Here is an 18,306-nt window from a genome sequence, read left to right as displayed (position 1 = left end):
AACGCTCGACAATATCTACGTCAGACAGTTCAAAGATAGCTTTCAGCAGTAAGTATTTAAACATGCGAATGGGGTCGATGGCGTTGCGTCCATTATCCAAACAATATTTTGCTTCCAATTCCTCGTATATGAAGGTGAAGTCCACCAGTTCATTAATTTGACGGAGCATGTTGTCCTTCGGCACGACGATGTCATACAATGCCGCATAAGGACTCAGAACCAAGGTTTGTTGTTGACGAATCATCTCGCTCACCCGCTCTCCATGATGCTTTCATTATAAGCGAAAAAAGGTACAGCTTCCTCAATTTTCTTGAGGGGCTGTACCTTTAACATGAGATGGACTTTTTCAGTGGCCTCAGCGAACTCCCCGTCTTTTTTACATCGTTCGACTAGAACCCTCGATGCATGAGCTGGATGTGCCGATGGAACCCCCTAATCACTCGTCCCATAAGGTTGAAATACCTCGCTCCAATTCCATCGCTCATAGTAATTGATCCCGAGTGTCAGATTTGGAATCCACACATGCGCATTCTTGCCATCAGGTCTTGACAACATAACATCTGCTGTCGAACGATTGCTTCGAATCCACGCTACCTTCCTTCCATCTTCCACGAACACAGGCGCATAATCGCCGAATCCCATGGCGGGAGCCGACAGCATCGCTTGTTGCCCTGAATCAAGGTCAACCTTCACAAGCTTAGGCAACGGCCTCTTCTCCGCATCGATTGACCACAACGCTTCGTCAGCTCTCGACGCGACAATTGTACGATCATTGTACCAAGTGAAGCCAGTCTCTACTTTGTCCGCAGGAGTATAGATTTGCTGTTTCATTGGTGTCAAGCTGCTTAATAAGGTCAATTTTTTATTGCTTGTTGCTTCTCTTCCCTCACCCGCAATATAAGCAAGTTGATTTGCACTTGGTGCCCAGTTGAACCATTCTTCATCATGGAGCATGGTTCCCACTTTCAGAAAGATTGTCCCATCTGAGGACAGCAGGCAGAGTGTATTGCTATCTGCAGATAATGACGCAGTGGGAACAGCGATAAAGGCGATCCATTTCCTATCAGGAGACCATTTGAATGTGCTGGTTAACACGGCGAAGAAATCATCAGTTTGATTGGGAATCCGATACAGCAGTACTTTATTGGGTGTACCTGTTTCGGTGTCTAAGCCAATACGATATAACAATATATCCTCCCATTTCCCAGTTGGCAGCAGCTTAGAGAGTGTGGATACCAAGAATCCATTTCCGCTCGGATTCCAAGCATAGTTCCCGATGTTGTCTTCTATCGTTGTCACAATTGGGGTGCTAGGTGTATCCACATTGGCCATTCGAAGCGTGTAATCGGTTTGAAATGCGACTATGCTGTGCTTGGGCGACCACTGTATATTCTGACCCTTTCCTACTTTTCGAAGCGATTTCGTAGTCATATGGTATACCCAAACCTCATTCTCTTCCTTGCCTTTTGTAAAAGCGACCCACATCCCGTCATGCGACCATTTGGGATTCCGGATGTACTCCCCTGTTGTGATCTGTGTCTCTTGTGTGCCGCTAGTTATCCATAAATCATTGTTGCGAATAAACGCAGCTGTATAGGACGAATTAGTCGGCCATCCACTAGAGGGTGTCGACCATACGAACAGCAGCACGAATACAACTATGGCTTGTATGCACTTTCTCATGACACACCTACTTATCATTTTCCTTAGTGTGCCACTGAAGCGAACAGCATATGTGTTGGCCGGATCATGCATGGATACATTTACATAAACCTTCTGGATCTTATCAAGTCGCAGCACACAATTCTGCGAGTGTCGTTACGAGAGGACAAGTAAGTAAATTACTCCATATGCTCCGCAACCGTCATTGTCAATGGCGTGAATCAACCGCGAATTCCCTAACAATTAAAAACACTCGATTATAAAGCTGCCGTCAGCTTCATAAATCGAGTGTCTATTACTCTTACAATTAGCGTTAAGCACTAATTGACAAACCGATATTCCCAGAATACTTCCTTGCTATATTTAGCTCGAAATGCCGGATCTTCCAACGTTCCATTGTCTAATAAGAACCTCACTTGCGATTGGTGTGCATGAATAGCGTGTATTTTCTGCTCGACAAAGTCACTAACATCATTCACAACGCTTGGCTCCCCTAACACAGCCTTGCGATTCGAAGAGAATGCGATGCACAATACCCTAGGGCGCTCGCTCTCAGGTAGCAGCTTCACCGCTTGCACGACCGCAGCTCCGGTTGCATCGTGATCCGGATGCACACTATGACCCGGATAGAACGTGTATACAATTTCCGGCTTAAGCTCTAGCAGCAAGTCAGCAATTCTTCCCGCCAGCTTCTCCTGTTGTTCGAACTCAATCGTTTTATCATGATAGCCCCACATGCGGACATCTTCGATTCCGATCCGCTTGCACGCCTCCAGCAATTCTTGCTTGCGGATGAGCGGCAATGTCACCCGATTGGCAAAGAGAGGGTTGCCCATGTTCCGCCCCATCTCTCCCAATGTCAAGCATGCATAAGTAACGGTCATGCCTTGATGAATATGTCTCGCTAATGTACCTGCCATAATCCCTTCATCATCGGGATGAGGCAGCACGACGACAATGCGCTGTTGTGATTCCATTTGATGTCCCCTCTTCAGTTGTCTCCTAATAATGATCATTCGCAATCAGCAGTGAGAAGGCTTGTTCCTTAGAATGGCTGCTCACTAAGCATGAAGCTGACAAGCAAACGTCCCTCCGAATCATGGCCAGCCATAATCAGGCGTTTCTCGTCGCTCTCTTCCCAATGTGTCAGCCCTTCCGCATAAATCCACCCTTGCTCTGTCTTTAGGCCGATACGATAAGGGCCTGTTCCTGCCAATGTGCCATGTGAATAGCGGACGGGGGCATTTTTAAAAAATACGGATGCTGTCATTTTTGATTTATCCCGATGTGCCGCATAAGCACCAGTAGTCATCTCAAGATGCGCATATAACAACTTATCCTGTAAGCTTTGCAGCTGCTGTTGAACGCGATCTGGTTGTATAAGTTGCATGATTCGTTCCTCCATGGATCAATTAACCGCTGACTTTATGATATGAATTTCAGTTCTCATTGTATCATATAAAGTTATAGCTTACGTACCTATTCGCGCAAACAACCCGCATCCTACCGTAACCCTGCTTTAGCTTGCAATTAATGACCTATCTCGTCTCGAGTTCACATTAACAAGGTATATGCTGAACAAAATGAAGACAAGTCCTACTACCAAATTGAACGTAAATTGTTCATGCAAAAATATGACACTTGCGATATTCGAGATGAGTGGAATTAAAAAAGTAAAGGCCCCCACCTTGCTGGCCTCCCCAGACCCGATCAGCACAAAGTAAGTCAGCCAGCCTAATGCGATGACGAAAATAGATATTAACAATAAATTCAAGATAAACGACAAGTCCCATACAATATCTGACCAGTTCTCAATGAATGCCCCCGAACCCGTTAGCAGCAAGCCTCCGATCGTTTGCTGCAGCGATACGACCCACAGGGAGTCGACACGCTCGCTAATTCGCTTCATATAGACGGTTCCGAATGCCCAGCTAAGTGCCGTACCAAGTGCGAGACCGATTCCAATCACCGATGCATGCCCAATAATGCCAAACGCACAAATGACGGCAACACCCAGGAAACCAAGCACTAAGCCGAACATTTTTCTCGGATGCATCGATTCGCCCAGCCATAGCCATGAAAACACGCCTAGTAAGACAGGCTGAAGAAATACAACTGCTGAAAAAAGCCCTGCAGGCGTATAGAGCAAGCCGAATGTCATTAGGCCATAGTACAGCACAATATTCAAAAAGGCAGACACTAAATAAATGGGCCACGTTTCCTTGAGCCGCAGGCTTTTGTATCGCGGCAGCGCAAGCAGGAGCAAAATGATCCCCCCGATAAAGGTACGCAGCCCCGCAAATAACAATGGAGGCGCATACTGAAGACCTATTTTCGTCAAAGGCCAGTTCACACCCCACATAATCACAAGAAAGACAAGCAGCAAAATCGTTTTATGTTTGGACAGCTGGTTCATCATATTCATCCATTCCTTCCCTACCATTCTATCTGTAAAAGTTTACTTACACCTCCATGTATCATGTTATATTGTTTATGTGCATAAATAAAATGAATCATTGTTATAAGGAGCATATCAAAATCGTTATGACCATTACCCAATTGCGTACTTTTTTGACCGTAGCTGAAACCTCCAGCTTTACAAAAGCCGGAGATATTCTTCATATGACGCAGCCTGCAGTTAGCCGTGCCATTTCAAGCTTGGAAGCCGATCTAGGCGTTACTCTTCTGATTCGTGATCGAAAGAACGGCATACTTCTAACAGATATAGGAAGGCGCATGCTCATCCATATTCGCGACATTATGATTGGAATTGAGAAGCTGGAACAAGAGGCTGCTGCTGAAAAGGGATTGGAGATAGGCACGATCCGCATTGGCTCATTTCCAACCGCATCTGCCTTTTTCTTACCTAAGATTATTAGCCGTATCGAGCACAGATTCCCTCAGTTGGAAATCGAATTGCATGAAGGGACAATAAACGAGGTTAAAAAATGGTTGGCTTCACGTGAAATAGACATTGGCATTATTACAGAGCCTAGTTTCGAATTTGAGACCATACCACTGTACAATGACAAGATGGTTGCACTCTTGCGGGAAGATCATCCCTTATGTCACAAGCCCATTATTTGCATTCAAGATTTGAATGATGAACCGCTCATCATTTGCAAGGGAGGTAATGAAATCCCCATAATTAACATTTTTGAGAAGACGGAAACCAGCATGAATATCAAGTTTGTCGTTCATAACACGGGGGCTCTGCTCAATATGATCCAGGAAGGGCTGGGGGTGGCCATTTTATCAGAATTATCGCTGATTACTACACCTCCTCATATTGTGACACGCGAGCTCGATCCGATGGTACGAAGAGAGATTTTATTAGCTGCCCCTTCCCTTACGGAATGTTCACTTGCCGTCCAATTGTTCATACGAACAGCACAGGAGTTATTTTGTCATAAAGAAGAGCCTTGATAATCAGATTCTGTTCTGATTCCATCAAGGCTCTATATGCTTCCAATTTTGCTTCTAGCACAAACAGCCCTGCCTCAATTGAGAACAGGGCTGTTCTTCATTTTATTCACTCTTCGACTACTAAAGCCATTACGAATCCATCATAGCCTTTGCTTCCAACGGTTTGAATCGCTGTAGCATTTAAGCGTGGCTCAGCAGCAATCAGTTCGAAGAAGCTGCGCACGCCTAATACGCTTGGATCATCGCTATACTCGTCTACGACAGCGCCGCCGCGGACGACATTGTCCCCGATAATGAGCGTTCCCGGACGGGACAGCTTTAAAGCCCATTTCAAATATTCTGGATTGCCCTGCTTGTCTGCATCAATAAAAATAAGATCGAATGGGCCGCGCGCTTCTTCGTCAAGCTGAGCAAGCGAATCAGCGGCAAGTCCTGTTCGAATCTCCACTTTTTCCGCTACGCCTGCGTTCAGCAGGTTCGATTGTGCGACTTCGGCGTGCTTGAGACTGGCTTCCAGCGTGTATAGCCGGCCGTCCTGCGGCAGTGCACGGGCAAACCATATCGTACTGTAGCCGCCTAATGTGCCGATTTCTAATATCGTTCGAGCATCTTGGAGTTTGGCCAGAAGATGCAGCAGTTTGCCTTGATTGGGCGATACATCATGAGCCGGCAAGCCTGCAGCGGCATTTTCAGCCAGTACTGCTTCCAGCACAGGATCGGAAGGAATGAGTTGCTGATTAAAGTAATGATCAACTGCTGTCCATGTATCTTGTTGATTCATGTCCTTGCCTCCTATTGACTCATATACTCTTACCTGCTTAGATAGAGACGTTCTACAATCTCTTTCATATGCGTCAACTTCTGCATACTCCTGCTGCAATATTGATGGGTACGCTGCTCTAGTCCGTAACGATCTATGATCACAACCACCCCTCTCATGATCCAGAGGTGGATATTTTCTAGCAGTAAGTCAGCGTCTACCTTCCCGTATAGCATATATCCCTCTATGAAACTGTGCAATGACCTAATACGATCTTCTTGTTCGCCAGTCCACTTCACACTAGAATCCAGCAGGGCAGCAAGATCAAAATGAATATTGCCGTAACGCGCTTCACCAAAATCAATGATGCGGCATCCTGAATGCGTATATATGACATTCCACATGCCAAGGTCGGCATGAATCATACCATTCTTCTCATGCTGGTAGGATATTGCTTGCGTGACTGGAGCCTGAAGTTCACACAGCCATTCTGCTTCCTCATCACGGTATCGCTTTTGCACTCGATTCCATGTCAAGTCCAAGTCGAACCGATCTGGCTGTTCTGGGATGTTATCCTCATGCTGCATGACAAGATGCATTTGTCCCACCGTTTGTCCCAATTCAAAATAGTCGATCTCCTCGCGCGCTATCGAATCCATATATGGTTGAAGGTTGTAGTAAGTTTCATCCAACTTGATACAAACATCTTCCGCTGCAAGAAGGATTGGAGGTGTAATGTTATAGGATTGAAGTCGATTCGCAAGCTTATACTCTGTCTCTCCTTGAAGCTCGTTTTTCAGCTTGCGCAGCACGTATTTCCCATCGCTTGCCACAACTAGCTTGGCATCTGAACTCGTTCCCTTCGCTAACGGTTCAATACGTATGATCTGTCCAATTGAATAGGCTCTCTCCAGCGTACTGATCCAACTGCTCCATAACGGCTCACTTATCATCTTCTGCATTCCATTCCTTATGAAATTGCTCCAAGAACTCTTCCATAACAAGATGACGCTTATGAGCCAATTGTTTGCCGCTGTTTGTATTCATGAGCGTCTTCAGCTTTAACAGCTTCTCGGAGAAATGATTAATGGCCGTGGAAGGCTGCTGCCTATACTCGCTTTCGGTCATCGCTTCCCTAGGAGCAAGATAGGGATCATGCATAAGGTGACCCTTCCATCCAGCATATGCGAATGTGCGTCCGATTCCGATTGCCCCCATTGCGTCCAATCGGTCTGCATCCTGCACGACTTGTCCCTCAATCGAGTCCATCGGCGGATTATGACCGCCATTGTAAGACATATTCGCAATGATCGAAAGGACTTTGTCGCGAATCTTTGATTCGACGCCATTTGACTCCAGCCACTGTGCAACTTTCTGCAAGCCGCTGTCATGATCCGGATTAAGCTTGGCATCTGCCACATCGTGAAGCAGCGCCGCCATTTCACATATGAGCACGTCCGCTCTTTCTTCACCTGCAATGCGGACTGCCAGGCGCCTTACCCGAACAATATGCCACCAATCATGCCCGCTGCTGTCGCGGCACAGCTCATCGTGGACATATTGCTCTGCTCGTTCAATCCATCCTCGCTGCTCCTCGTTCATCTTCATTCTGCTGCCTTCCGAATGTCCGCAAGCTGTGGCGACGCCGGATGTCGCAACGCCTCCAGGACAACCTGAGCTTCATACCCATCACGAAAATCGAAATAATCGGCATGCTCTCCGTGAATGGCCCGAATGACCTGAGCGACTATCGGAGTTTGCTCGATTTCTTCAACGGCAACTTTCTCCAGTGGCTGTCCAATTGCTCCAACATGCAGCTCACTCCAATTTTCAAGGGCAATTGTGCCTTTACTGCCATAAACAACGAGAGAAACACGTTCCGCGCCTGCCATGCCCGATAAGCCATTCACATAGATCGGAACCTCACTGTTCAGCAGCATTTTTGCACGTATCCCTGTTTCACAGCGTTCTTCATCCGCTGGCAGTTCCAACTCGCTCTGTACATGCGTAATCGTGCCGAACAGTTTCTGTATAACGTTAATCCAGTGAACGCCTACTTCTAACACGAATCCACCCTGTGCTCGTGTCGAAATCCAGCTATTATGCTGCCAACTGCGCGGCCACGTCGGAAAATGCAGGATAAGCTCCATACTGCGGATCGTTCCAATGGCCTGCTCCTTAATCATCTGCTCCATTCGTTTCACTGATGGCTCGTGTGGCATTGAGAAATGAATAGCATGAACTACGTTCGCTTCTTCTGCCAGCTTGAGCAATTCAGCAGCTTCTTGTAAATTGTTAGCAAGCGGCTTCTCACAGAAGACATGAATTTTTTTGCGTAATGCCGCGCATACGATATCATAATGATAGGTAGGAGGGACAGATACGTATAGAAGATTGATATCCAATTCTTCAATCATTTTGGAATAGTCTGTATAGTACTGCACATGCGGGTAATCCTTCTGATATTGTTCACGTGCAGCCGCATTCGCCTCACATATCGCAACCAGTTCCACTTGTTCTGCCAACCCTGGATTGGAAATGGTTCGAATCATGTAATTCCCCATATTTCCTAAACCTACAACTGCTAATTTGATTTTGTTCCTCGTCATTGTTCGTTCTCCATTCCATTCGCATGTTGTTGTATGTATAAGTTCCACAATTCGGCAACAGGGACAGCTTTTCTGCTGCTGCGCTCCGCCGAGCCTTCATCCGTCCATAACGGTGGATAGTAACTGATTGCTTCATTTCCTTTCAGCGCTGCTATATCGTTTTCCCAGCCATCCCATCTGAATGTACGGTAAAAAAGCTCCAAGTCCCCATTGGCCAGCCACTCACAAAAATCGGAGTAAGACAATTCCGTATCCTCCCACTCTAATGTATCCGGGGCAAAATAATAGACATTATGTCCTTCGCTAGCGAAGCAGCCGCCATTCAAGGCAAAGAAACCACCTGCCAAGTCATAGGCAATTATGCATGCACCATGTAGCAGAGTGATGCCAATGTCATTACCAAAGCCATTCCAGCTCAGTAAATCGCCAAATACAGCATCATTTCCGGAGCCAAGCAGCTTAATCCAACCGCCATCTACTAGGACACCTCCCGAATGACGCGCAATTGCACCTAGGTAACTGCGTTCGCTTACTTGCAGACTCGATACTGTATTCTGTGCTCGTGCAGGATCAACGAACAAGACGTTAATGCGGTTAGTTCCTTCGTCAAAAATACGGAGTATCTCGTTCCATGTCTGCTCATTCACGTTCACGTCACCATTCACATCACTGCTCAATATTTCATCCCCTTTTCCGACATGATATTCTTGTTGATAGAAAGTGCAAATTTCGTTAGTAGCTTCACATTTTCATATCTCTGTCCTACTATGCGCTATATGAACCAAGACCGTCAATCAAAATGAATGCCTTAAATTTGAAATGGTAGGCTCCCCTTGCCGTATGACAGATTATAGTCCAAGTTCTGCAGCATAGTTGCCCCAGTGAGGTCGGTTCCCATCCTCATCTACGAAATCATACTCGTCAGACAACCCCCACGAGCTAAGGGATTGCCCTGTCTTTTCCATTTTGTTCGGATCTGCCGCAAGCGCCGCAATTGCTCTTCCGACATACATCGGTGTTTCCGACATGATGAAATGCGGATCTTGCTTCACCGCATTTCTTCCAATTCTCCTTCGTCACACCGAAGAGTTCAAGCATCGCTTCCGAACGCAAAAATCCAGGCGTAACCGCTACAGCAGTTACTCCGTGTGGGCGCAATTCTTCCGCCATCGCTGCTGCTAAGTGAATAGCGGACACCTTAGCTAAGCTGTAATACAGATTGCCGCGATAACGATAGTCAACGCCGTCTGTAATCTCAATAAGGAGCCCTTGCTTACGCGCTACCATTAGCGGAGATCCATAATAACTTGTGATCATATGCGAGTGAACCGCACGCTCCTGCATGAGTAGACCGCCCGCAAGCGAATGTTCCCAGAACGGCGTTCCCCATTCGGTTAATGGGTCTCCTCCCCATACATCATTGACCAATATATCAAGACGGCCATTCTGTTCCCTGCGAACTCGTTCGAAGAGAGCCTTCACTTCTTCTTCCTTCGTATGATCCACGCGCACTGGAACTCCGACTCCCCCGTAAGCCGTCACGATGTCTGCCGTATCTTCAATGGTTTCACTGCGCTGCATATCGGAATGGAGGGATCGTGTGCTCCGCCCCGTACAATATACGGTTGCTCCAGCTTCTCCAAGCATCGCCGCAATCCCACGGCCTGCCCCGCGGGTTGCTCCTGCTACTACTGCAACTTGGTCTTGTAATGGCTTCATGAATTGTCCTCCTCAATCGACATGTCTTCGATCTCATTATATCGGGACATATATGACAGCAACTGTCATATTGGATATGATACACTAAGATCACCTTGCAACTAAGAAAGGATGAGTCCGCTTGAGAGCTGATCGTTTACTGTCGATTCTGCTCATGCTGCAAAGCTACGGGAAGATGACAACCCGAGACCTCGCCGACCGATTAGAGGTCTCCGAACGAACCATTATGCGGGATATGGAATCACTCAGTATCGCCGGTATCCCCGTCTACGCTGAGCGTGGTTCCTACGGAGGGTGGTCCTTGTCAGAAGGGTATCGAACGCAATTGACGGGAATGAAACCGCAAGAATTGATGTCATTGCTCCTAATGAAATCCTCGTCATTAGTTGACGATCTCGGTCTTCGACAAGAACTCGACAATGCTTATCATAAATTGCTTGCCGCAAGTCCGATTGAAATGAGGAGAGACGCCGACATCGCTAGAGAACGTATACACATCGATGGAGCGGGATGGCGCCAAACGGAAGAGGGTACTCAATGCTTATCAATCGTTCAGGAGGCTGTATGGATGCAGCATAATCTGCGCATCACCTATGAACGTCATGACAGTATTGTGGTTCGAGACATCATGCCACTTGGCTTAGTTGCCAAACGAGGGGTTTGGTATATCGTGGCTCAGGTAGAGGACGGGTTCCGCAGCTATCGCATTTCACGGATACGCAACGCAGAAATTTTGAATGAAGCCTTTGCTCGTCCTGACGGATTCGATCTGGCTCGCTATTGGGAGGAATCCACGAAACAATTTACGTCTACCCTGCCTCGGTACTCCGCACGAATTCGTGTAAGAGATGAATTACTCCAGCGCCTTAAGCATGAACGATACGTAAAATGGTTGCATATCGAACCCGATCATAACGGTTGGTCATGTGCAGACGTCGAGTTCCATACACTTGATTCAGCAGCAGAGATAATCCTAGGATTTGGTGCTGCTATGGAAGCTCTTAAACCAGCAGAACTTCGAGACAAAGTCATAAGTGAAATACGAAAAATGCTTTCAACTTATGAGGGAGAACAATAGAGCACTCCATTGTGATCTCCCTCGCCTCCTGCTAGCTTTCCAAGAATTCCAATATATCGTCGCGAGTCAGCTCGTAATGCATCCAGCGCAGCCGCTCGTTGACTTCTTGCCATAACCCCTCTTCTGCAATACGAAGCGTCGTGTCCACTTTATCCATACGGAATGGCCGAATGATGTTATACAGCATATTAACGGCACCCCGTTCCGTATCTGTTAACGAGTATTGCTGGGTATAACCGCTGTAAAATTGCTTAAAGCGCTGCTCCATATACGCGCATTTTTCTCGATGCAACCACTCTTTCCGGTAACATTCAAAGCTAAGAAAAATGCCTTCCTGCATCAGATACGTCACGAATTTGTCATTGCCAGCCAAATTATAATCAATTATTCCTGCAAATCCCTTCTCTTCATCTACTAAAATATTATTTGTCGAGAAATCACCTTGCACACCGCCTGCAGGCAAAGATGGATATATCGCCTCTAATTGCTTGCGCTTGCGATTGTAGATCTCCCATATTTCTTCTACCAATCGAACATCTGCTGGCGAATGCCTCAGCTGCTCATACCAAGACAGTGCATCACTGTAGTTTTCCTCGTCTGAATCTAGCAGAACATACGGGCTGCTCCATGCATATTCGATCCTCTCTCGCTTGGCAGCAGAATGCATGCTCCCTATGCAGGCTCCCAGTTGATACAGAAATTCAGAGCCCAAATCCTCTAAGTCGATCTCCAAATCATCTATTGTCTTAGCAGTCATGAATTCTTCTGCCCAGTAATGGAACTGTTTATTGTCGATTGTCATGACAGACCCATAAGCGCCATTCTTCGAACAATAAAATTGTGGAGTTGCAATGCCATTTCGGCGGTACACAGATGCTAAATGGGCCCACCCATCGACCTTGCTGCTGTCCGTATACGAATTGCTATAGCACTTTAAAACGATGTTTTCCCCACTCGTCATGCTGACGATCGCGACATACCTGTGTTCATCTTCCCAACTATTATCAATTAATCGATAGGAATCAACTGTATCATCCATATACTCCTGCAACATGTTCTCCACATGCATTTTCGTAATCATAATCTGGCCACCCTCGCAAGAAATATTTCCTAATTATTTTCTAACGACATAGAATCCTATAAATCTGCCTATCTGCCTTGAAAATATCAAATTATTAAACAACTCTTTCACATGTACAGTCACACACAAGTGATATATTACCAAATTAAATATAAATTTTGTTAACAACTTTGTTGACAATGGCCTTTTCATTGAATAACATATAACCATACGGTTATGTGTGAGGTGAATATTACGGATATTTATCGTGTTCTAAGTGACCCGACACGCAGAACGATTCTTCATATGCTTGCCCAAGGAGATCGAACGCAATCGGATTTCGTTCAGTTTTTCGACATCTCTCAACCCGCCGTTAAAAAACACTTGCAAATTTTATTAGAAGAAGGAGTGATCAGCGAGCAGAAGCAAGGGAAATATCGAATTTACCGTTTGGAGCAAGCCTTGCTGCAATCTGCCTATCAATCCCTTTTGCAAGATATGGGTTACATATTAGGAGATCGCTTAACTCGACTCAAAACATTTTTGGAAGGTGAGGAAAACTAATGAATAGCTTACAAACTGTGAAGAGAGATATGCTGATCGAAGCACCCCTTGAGAAGGTATGGAGCGCATTAACAGAAGCAGAGCAATTAACTCGGTGGTATGCCAGGGAAGCAAGTGTTGATTTCCGTGTTGGCGGTCGAATGGAACTCGATCATGGATGGGGAGCGAGCACTTCAGGCGTCATTACTGAAATTGAACACGGCAAGCATTTCATTCTGCAAGGCGAGGATATGTCGTTGACCATTACCACACTTACCCAAGAGGCTGCTGGCGTTCGGGTTTCAATCGAGTACCGCCTTGAACTTCCTTTTGGAGATGCGGGACAAGCGATTGCCGACAATATGGCGTATGGAACCCTTCTCTTCCTTCACAACTTGAAGAGCGTATACGAGACCGGTCAGGATTCACGAGAAAAAATGTGGAGAACATGGATCGGCATTCAGCATATGACTGTTCATCCGCAAGACGGGCAGCCGGCTGGCTCCAAGGTATTGTCGGTTAAGGATTCTTCCCCAGCCGCTGTTGCTGGACTCCAACCTGATGACATCATAGTGAACATCAACAACAAGACCATTTCTAGCTACTCTGACTTGGAAGCAGCCATCTGTGAACTGGCGATTGATGAGCAAGTTAGCCTAACCGCATGGCGTAACGGAGATATCATAAGCATTACGTGTGGCATTGGCAGCTATCCCGTTCCATATTGCGTATAAGCATCATTCCAAATAGAATTGAAGAAGAGCAGATCGTTTATTTATCTAACGATCTGCTCTTCTATTTGCATGATGCATGGAATTTTACGAGGTTGAACCAATCATCTGCTTCAAAATAACTTCATAGGCTTCAACAAATCGCTCCATCTCTTCGTCTGTTCCGATAGACACTCTTAGGAAATGTTCTGTTGGAGGCATCATAAAATGGCGTACGAGTATCCCTTGCGTTCTCAATTGGGCCTGCATGGTTTTCGCTGAGATATCTCTCTCTATATTTCTCTATTTCTTTCTCTTCTTTTTATAGTTTTTACTTTTTTAGCTCTCTCTAGATTCTATGTGCTACTCACTTCTACTTTTTGTTTCCCTTTGTTTTCCTATGTCATTCGTCACCTATGATTCACCTAAGAACGCGGGAACTAGCTCGTTTTCCGTAATGATTCCGTCTCTAGATTCTACGCAGTAGGCTCTTGCATGCGGTCTGGAGCTGATCACTCGATGTATGTTCCGATCCAAATAGTGAATACCTACACCATCGTCAACAGCTATGCCATGTCCAACCTTGCCTTCCTGCATTAACCGATGATAGCTGGGTCTCCGCTCTTGTTCCCCATCATAATGCGGACAATTGCTTCCCGACAAAAAACCTAAGCAAGTTAATCCGGTTAGCTCCCCGGGTATCGAATCTGTTACTCCTTCTTCGAACCAGCAGATGGAGCCAGCACTTAACCCAGCCAAAATAATGCCTTGCTCCCATGCTTTCTTCAGAATGGCATCCAATCCCCATTCCTTCCACAACACTAGCATATTGCGTGTATTGCCGCCGCCAACATACATGATGTCTTTGCTCAGCACATAGTCTTCCAAATCCGTCGTCGGAGGGTTGAATAATGACAGATGGGAAGGCTCACATGCATGTTCTCCAAATGCCTTATAAAACCGCTGTATATACCCATCCGCATCTCCGCTTGCTGTTGGCACAAAGCATACTTTCGGATTTTCCGAACTAGCTTGCTGCAAGACATACAGATCCAGAAGAGGGTTCTCCGGCTCCATCGAGAATCCTCCGCCTCCCATTGCAATAATTTGCTTCATCATCGTTCCCTCCTGAGATTACTTGTTCATCATCTTTTACAGATTTCATTGATTTACATGATCGATGCAGCTACTTTGATTTCATCCGCAAACCGTCTAATACAACTCCCAAGCTGTGCAACGCAACGGCCAGCTCCTTCTCCGCATCCTGAGCATTAGCTAACCAGAAGGCTGCGTTCATAAGCCCGCCGTTCAACATCCGTGCTAATGCATGACTATCCGTAACCGCAATGATTCCTTCATCCATAAATTGCTGAAGCATTGTTGCCATTGTCGCTAAGCATTGAGACTGAGAAGGATGAGTAAATCCATTCCCAAGCACGGAAGGCGCGTCTCTAAGTACGATGCGCTGTATTTCCGGCTCAATTGCCATTTCAATATACGCACGGCATCGACCAACAAAGCCTTCCCATGCCGTTGCTGCCGCATTCGAAATATCGTGAAGGCGATTATCCATCTCTTGATCAATCTCATCAACAACTGCCGCAAGCAGACCCTTCTTATCGCCAAAATGATGGTACAGCGCACCTCGCGTCAATCCTACGGAAGCAGTTAACTCATCCATCGACGTATTGGCATAGCCGATTGTTCCGAACGCTTCTCTTGCCGCTTCAAGCAGCTTTCCCTTTGTCTCCTCGATCATTTCTTTTCTTGCTTTTCGAACCATGTTCCCTCCTGCACCGTTATGCTGTTTGCACGATGCTAGCTCAGTTTTATATTTCGTTCTATTCTACAATAAAATTTGAAATTAACAAGATTTATAACATACAGGAGCGAATCATTTCATACCGCATTTTTCCTCGATTGTTATTGACATACGCTACGTATGTTAATATTATATTTGCATACGCTTCGTATGTAAATGGAAACTACCCTATTTCAGCTAGGAGGAACATTGTAATATGTTACGTGCTTATCGAGAATTATTTGCTGCTCCGGGTTCTCTTATTTTTTCTGCCGCTGGATTTATCGCTAGAATGCCGATCTCTATGACTGGAATCGGCTTGGTTACCATGATTGCTCAAATGCGCGGAGAATACGGTCTCGCTGGAGCCATCGCTGCTACTTTTGCCTTCGCTTCGGCGCTGCTTGCCCCGCAAATATCCCGATTGGTTGATCGGTTGGGGCAATCACGAGTTCTTCGTCCCGCAGCAGCGTTAAGCATTATCTCCATATCGGCTCTGCTGCTATGTGCACGATTAGGCGCGCCCGATTGGACGCTCTTTCTGTTCGCAATCATGGCTGGCTGCATGCCCAGCATGCCCGCAATGGTGCGTGCACGTTGGACGGAGCTGTATCGGGGATCGCCCAAACTGCATACTGCTTATTCCTTTGAATCCGTCGTCGATGAAATTTGCTTCATTATCGGCCCTGTCATTTCCGTTGGATTATGCGTGTCCGTTTTCCCAGAAGCTGGCCCTCTCGCCGCATGCTTATTTATGGCATTTGGCATTGTACTATTTACGATGCACAAGAGCAGTGAACCGGCAGTACAGCCGCAGCATAACACGAGTCAGGGATCTGTGTTCAAAATCGGGGCATTGCGCTTGCTTGCTCTTACGCTTGCTGCAATCGGCACGATATTTGGAACCGTGGATGTTGTAAGTGTTGCCTTTGCCGAACAGCAGGGGAACACCATCGCAGCCAGCTACGTTCTGTCTGTCTACGCAATCGGATCATGCTTGGCAGGTCTTATCTTCGGCACACTTACAATCAACATGCCGTTGTATCGTCAATTTGCAATTGCGGTTAGTCTTGCATTGGTAACCTTGCTTCCTCTATTCTTCGTCAACAATCTAACTACATTGGCGATTACTGTCTTCTTTGCGGGTATGTCCGTCGCACCTACGATGATTATCACGATGGGATTGGTGGAGAAGATCGTTCCTTCACATCAGTTAACCGAAGGAATGACATGGGCAACAACAGGACTTGGTATCGGGGTTGCGCTTGGCTCTGCGCTTGCTGGATGGATGGTGGATCATTTTGGTGTACATATGGGGTTCACGGTGGCAATTGCAGCTGGTGTGCTTGCGCTTGGCATTATGATGGGCGGTTATAAAACCCTTCGCTCAGCATACAACTTTGCAGTAGCAAGTTCTGATCCAAGTTCAGATCATTCAATGAATGTGCCGAGCAACAAAACATATGATTGCTGATAAGAGGAATTGAAGAAAGGATACGATCAGAGTAAACGTAGAAAACGAAATCTGTACTCGAAAAAAGTCCACAAACGTATTTCCCGAAGAGACATGACAGAATCATGTTTCTTCGGGTATCTGCACAACATACCACAAGTCTGCTTCTTCGTGAACGTTTTAAAGCATGACTAAATCCTGCTTCTTCAGGTATGCCATTCTAGACATAAATGAAAACTCATTTTGTCTACTCATCCCATATGTGATCCAGCTTATCTGCGTAGAAACGAATTGCTTTCTCGAAACTAGCGATTCCTGCATCTTTCGTCGTATCTGCTAACTCTGTCAGCAGCAATTTCATCGCTTCTGCATGCTCACCAACATTGTACAGTGCCATTGCATAGAACACCTTAAGCTCTCTATGATTCGGGAATTCACTCACACCCTGCGCCAATATCTCCTTCGCACTTTCGTATTGGCCCAGTGTCCGATAGGTGCTTCCTAGGCCTAATAAAGCTCCAGGTCGATGAGATTCATCTAATTGATTGCGAAGAGCTGCTACATAATAGGGCACCGCCTGCTTCTCTAATCCTAAGTTATCGTGTGCGCATGCCATTTGATACAGCAGCTCGGCATTATTCGGGTCCTTCTCCAGCAATTGTGCAAAGATTGTTATCGCCTGCCCGGCTTGCCCTTGAGCCCTCAATTGAACTGCTTCTTCATATGTGCTTTCCATTTCTACCGTTCTTCTCCTTTATTGACCAATTGATAAATGGATCTATAATGAAATTAGCAATCATTTCTTCATCTACCAGAAATAATCGCAACCATCTTATCACGTAAGAACTTTTGTTATCAATCTAAAATGCTCTTACCGTCCTCTTTGTCAATCAACATTGCCTTTCAGCAAATATCATCGCTCAAACCTACATTCAGTAAAAAAGGAGGAATCGTTGATGGTACCAGTAATCAGTCTTGTTGCGGCCTGCATCCTATTTCTCATCAGCCTGCTCCATGTATATTGGGCATGCCGCGGTACATGGGGCACATCAGCTGTAATCCCTGAACGAAATGGCAAGCGCACATTCTCTCCACGACCCGGACTGACCCTGGTCATTGCTGGTCTTCTCGCCCTTGCAGCCGTCATTTTACTTATGCGTGCATCCTACATTTCATTTCATTTCAATGCTGTTCTCCTGCAAGCAGGCGCATGGATATGCGCTGTCGTATTCGCCTTGCGAGTCATAGGCGACTTCAATTATGTCGGGTTGTTCAAGCGAATCAGCAAAACGAAATTTGCAAAAATGGATACCTGGCTGTATGTGCCTCTATGTACTTTCTTATCGTTTGCATTTCTACTATCTATTTTCTTTGGTGGAACGCAGCAATAAAACCATGATTCCTTCTGCATACAGCACACTGCGAATAAAAGACTCGCTTCCCCTTCCGGGAGCGAGTCTTTGTATTTCCTTCAGCGTTGCAACA

21 protein-coding genes and 1 pseudogene are annotated in these 18,306 nt (G+C 46.0%); 6 read left to right on the top strand and 16 right to left on the bottom strand.

What is annotated here, in order from left to right:
* From BLS15_RS22510 to BLS15_RS22490, 5 genes are all read right to left on the bottom strand, one after another.
* The coding region (locus BLS15_RS22510) for a transposase (RefSeq protein WP_139170712.1) at nucleotides 1-244 on the bottom strand (244 nt) is incomplete at its 3' end.
* A gap of 188 nt (nucleotides 245-432) precedes the next feature.
* Nucleotides 433-1,683, bottom strand: coding sequence for a TolB-like translocation protein (locus tag BLS15_RS22505; RefSeq protein ID WP_090513773.1), 1,251 nt, complete (start codon nucleotides 1,681-1,683; stop codon nucleotides 433-435).
* Between the two features lie 299 nt (nucleotides 1,684-1,982).
* The gene (bshB2, locus tag BLS15_RS22500; protein WP_021253523.1) at nucleotides 1,983-2,639 is read right to left on the bottom strand and encodes a bacillithiol biosynthesis deacetylase BshB2; all 657 of its coding nucleotides are present in this window, start codon (nucleotides 2,637-2,639) and stop codon (nucleotides 1,983-1,985) included.
* Nucleotides 2,640-2,707: 68 nt separating this feature from the next.
* The gene (locus BLS15_RS22495; RefSeq protein WP_021253524.1) at nucleotides 2,708-3,052 is read right to left on the bottom strand and encodes a YojF family protein; all 345 of its coding nucleotides are present in this window, start codon (nucleotides 3,050-3,052) and stop codon (nucleotides 2,708-2,710) included.
* Between the two features lie 129 nt (nucleotides 3,053-3,181).
* Entirely contained in the window at nucleotides 3,182-4,078 is an 897-nt protein-coding gene (locus tag BLS15_RS22490; RefSeq protein WP_028531428.1) for a DMT family transporter, read from the bottom strand.
* 128 nt (nucleotides 4,079-4,206) lie between these two features.
* Here BLS15_RS22490 and BLS15_RS22485 point away from each other — a divergent pair, with 128 nt between their 5' ends.
* Nucleotides 4,207-5,088 (top strand): LysR family transcriptional regulator, encoded by an 882-nt coding sequence (locus BLS15_RS22485; RefSeq protein ID WP_028531429.1) that lies wholly within the window; start codon nucleotides 4,207-4,209, stop codon nucleotides 5,086-5,088.
* A gap of 106 nt (nucleotides 5,089-5,194) precedes the next feature.
* Here BLS15_RS22485 and BLS15_RS22480 read toward each other — a convergent pair whose 3' ends face one another.
* The 6 genes and pseudogenes from BLS15_RS22480 to BLS15_RS22455 all read right to left on the bottom strand — a co-directional run bounded on the left by BLS15_RS22480 (nucleotide 5,195) and on the right by BLS15_RS22455 (nucleotide 10,176).
* Nucleotides 5,195-5,869, bottom strand: coding sequence for an O-methyltransferase (locus BLS15_RS22480; protein WP_021253528.1), 675 nt, complete (start codon nucleotides 5,867-5,869; stop codon nucleotides 5,195-5,197).
* 29 nt (nucleotides 5,870-5,898) lie between these two features.
* A complete protein-coding gene (locus BLS15_RS22475) occupies nucleotides 5,899-6,810 on the bottom strand; it encodes a phosphotransferase enzyme family protein (RefSeq protein ID WP_036666639.1) in 912 nt (303 codons plus the stop codon).
* Nucleotides 6,791-7,456 (bottom strand): HD domain-containing protein, encoded by a 666-nt coding sequence (locus BLS15_RS22470; RefSeq protein ID WP_028531431.1) that lies wholly within the window; start codon nucleotides 7,454-7,456, stop codon nucleotides 6,791-6,793. Before BLS15_RS22470 ends, BLS15_RS22475 begins: the two co-directional genes overlap by 20 nt.
* Nucleotides 7,453-8,457: a Gfo/Idh/MocA family protein gene (locus BLS15_RS22465; RefSeq protein ID WP_028531432.1), complete on the bottom strand. Its 1,005-nt coding sequence runs from the start codon at nucleotides 8,455-8,457 to the stop codon at nucleotides 7,453-7,455. Before BLS15_RS22465 ends, BLS15_RS22470 begins: the two co-directional genes overlap by 4 nt.
* Nucleotides 8,454-9,134, bottom strand: a complete 681-nt coding sequence (locus BLS15_RS22460) for a DUF2625 family protein (protein ID WP_231515033.1) — start codon at nucleotides 9,132-9,134, stop codon at nucleotides 8,454-8,456. The genes BLS15_RS22465 and BLS15_RS22460 overlap by 4 nt, the downstream gene beginning before the upstream one ends.
* Before the next feature lie 171 nt (nucleotides 9,135-9,305).
* Nucleotides 9,306-10,176: pseudogene (locus BLS15_RS22455) on the bottom strand (SDR family oxidoreductase).
* 121 nt (nucleotides 10,177-10,297) lie between these two features.
* Between BLS15_RS22455 and BLS15_RS22450 the strand changes: the two are divergent.
* Nucleotides 10,298-11,254, top strand: coding sequence for a helix-turn-helix transcriptional regulator (locus BLS15_RS22450; RefSeq protein WP_028531435.1), 957 nt, complete (start codon nucleotides 10,298-10,300; stop codon nucleotides 11,252-11,254).
* Nucleotides 11,255-11,285: 31 nt separating this feature from the next.
* On the opposite strand, the gene BLS15_RS22445 is transcribed toward BLS15_RS22450, so the two are convergent.
* Entirely contained in the window at nucleotides 11,286-12,335 is a 1,050-nt protein-coding gene (locus tag BLS15_RS22445) for a phosphotransferase enzyme family protein (protein WP_028531436.1), read from the bottom strand.
* 225 nt (nucleotides 12,336-12,560) lie between these two features.
* Here BLS15_RS22445 and BLS15_RS22440 point away from each other — a divergent pair, with 225 nt between their 5' ends.
* Nucleotides 12,561-12,878 (top strand): ArsR/SmtB family transcription factor, encoded by a 318-nt coding sequence (locus tag BLS15_RS22440; protein ID WP_231515034.1) that lies wholly within the window; start codon nucleotides 12,561-12,563, stop codon nucleotides 12,876-12,878.
* Nucleotides 12,878-13,591 carry an SRPBCC domain-containing protein gene (locus tag BLS15_RS22435; RefSeq protein ID WP_021253536.1) on the top strand — a complete coding sequence of 238 codons (714 nt, stop codon included), beginning with the start codon at nucleotides 12,878-12,880 and terminating at the stop codon, nucleotides 13,589-13,591. Before BLS15_RS22440 ends, BLS15_RS22435 begins: the two co-directional genes overlap by 1 nt.
* A gap of 84 nt (nucleotides 13,592-13,675) precedes the next feature.
* Here BLS15_RS22435 and BLS15_RS29130 read toward each other — a convergent pair whose 3' ends face one another.
* The 3 genes from BLS15_RS29130 to BLS15_RS22425 form a co-directional block, all read right to left on the bottom strand.
* Complete coding sequence (locus BLS15_RS29130) at nucleotides 13,676-13,825, bottom strand: hypothetical protein (protein ID WP_155987183.1); 150 nt, start codon at nucleotides 13,823-13,825, stop codon at nucleotides 13,676-13,678.
* Nucleotides 13,826-13,981: 156 nt separating this feature from the next.
* Complete coding sequence (locus BLS15_RS22430; protein ID WP_028531437.1) at nucleotides 13,982-14,683, bottom strand: Type 1 glutamine amidotransferase-like domain-containing protein; 702 nt, start codon at nucleotides 14,681-14,683, stop codon at nucleotides 13,982-13,984.
* A gap of 70 nt (nucleotides 14,684-14,753) precedes the next feature.
* Nucleotides 14,754-15,350: a TetR/AcrR family transcriptional regulator gene (locus BLS15_RS22425; protein WP_028531438.1), complete on the bottom strand. Its 597-nt coding sequence runs from the start codon at nucleotides 15,348-15,350 to the stop codon at nucleotides 14,754-14,756.
* 235 nt (nucleotides 15,351-15,585) lie between these two features.
* Here BLS15_RS22425 and BLS15_RS22420 point away from each other — a divergent pair, with 235 nt between their 5' ends.
* The gene (locus BLS15_RS22420) at nucleotides 15,586-16,842 is read left to right on the top strand and encodes an MFS transporter (protein ID WP_028531439.1); all 1,257 of its coding nucleotides are present in this window, start codon (nucleotides 15,586-15,588) and stop codon (nucleotides 16,840-16,842) included.
* Between the two features lie 226 nt (nucleotides 16,843-17,068).
* Here BLS15_RS22420 and BLS15_RS22415 read toward each other — a convergent pair whose 3' ends face one another.
* On the bottom strand, nucleotides 17,069-17,557 hold the full coding sequence (locus BLS15_RS22415; RefSeq protein WP_090513770.1) for a tetratricopeptide repeat protein: 489 nt from the start codon (nucleotides 17,555-17,557) through the stop codon (nucleotides 17,069-17,071).
* 220 nt (nucleotides 17,558-17,777) lie between these two features.
* Between BLS15_RS22415 and BLS15_RS22410 the strand changes: the two genes are divergently transcribed.
* A complete protein-coding gene (locus BLS15_RS22410; protein ID WP_028531441.1) occupies nucleotides 17,778-18,212 on the top strand; it encodes a DUF3995 domain-containing protein in 435 nt (144 codons plus the stop codon).
* The last annotated feature ends 94 nt before the right edge of the window (nucleotides 18,213-18,306 follow it).

The organism is Paenibacillus sp. cl6col (assembly GCF_900102125.1).
Taxonomy (GTDB): domain Bacteria; phylum Bacillota; class Bacilli; order Paenibacillales; family Paenibacillaceae; genus Paenibacillus_B; species Paenibacillus_B suaedae.
This window is presented reverse-complemented; position numbering and strand designations above follow the sequence as displayed.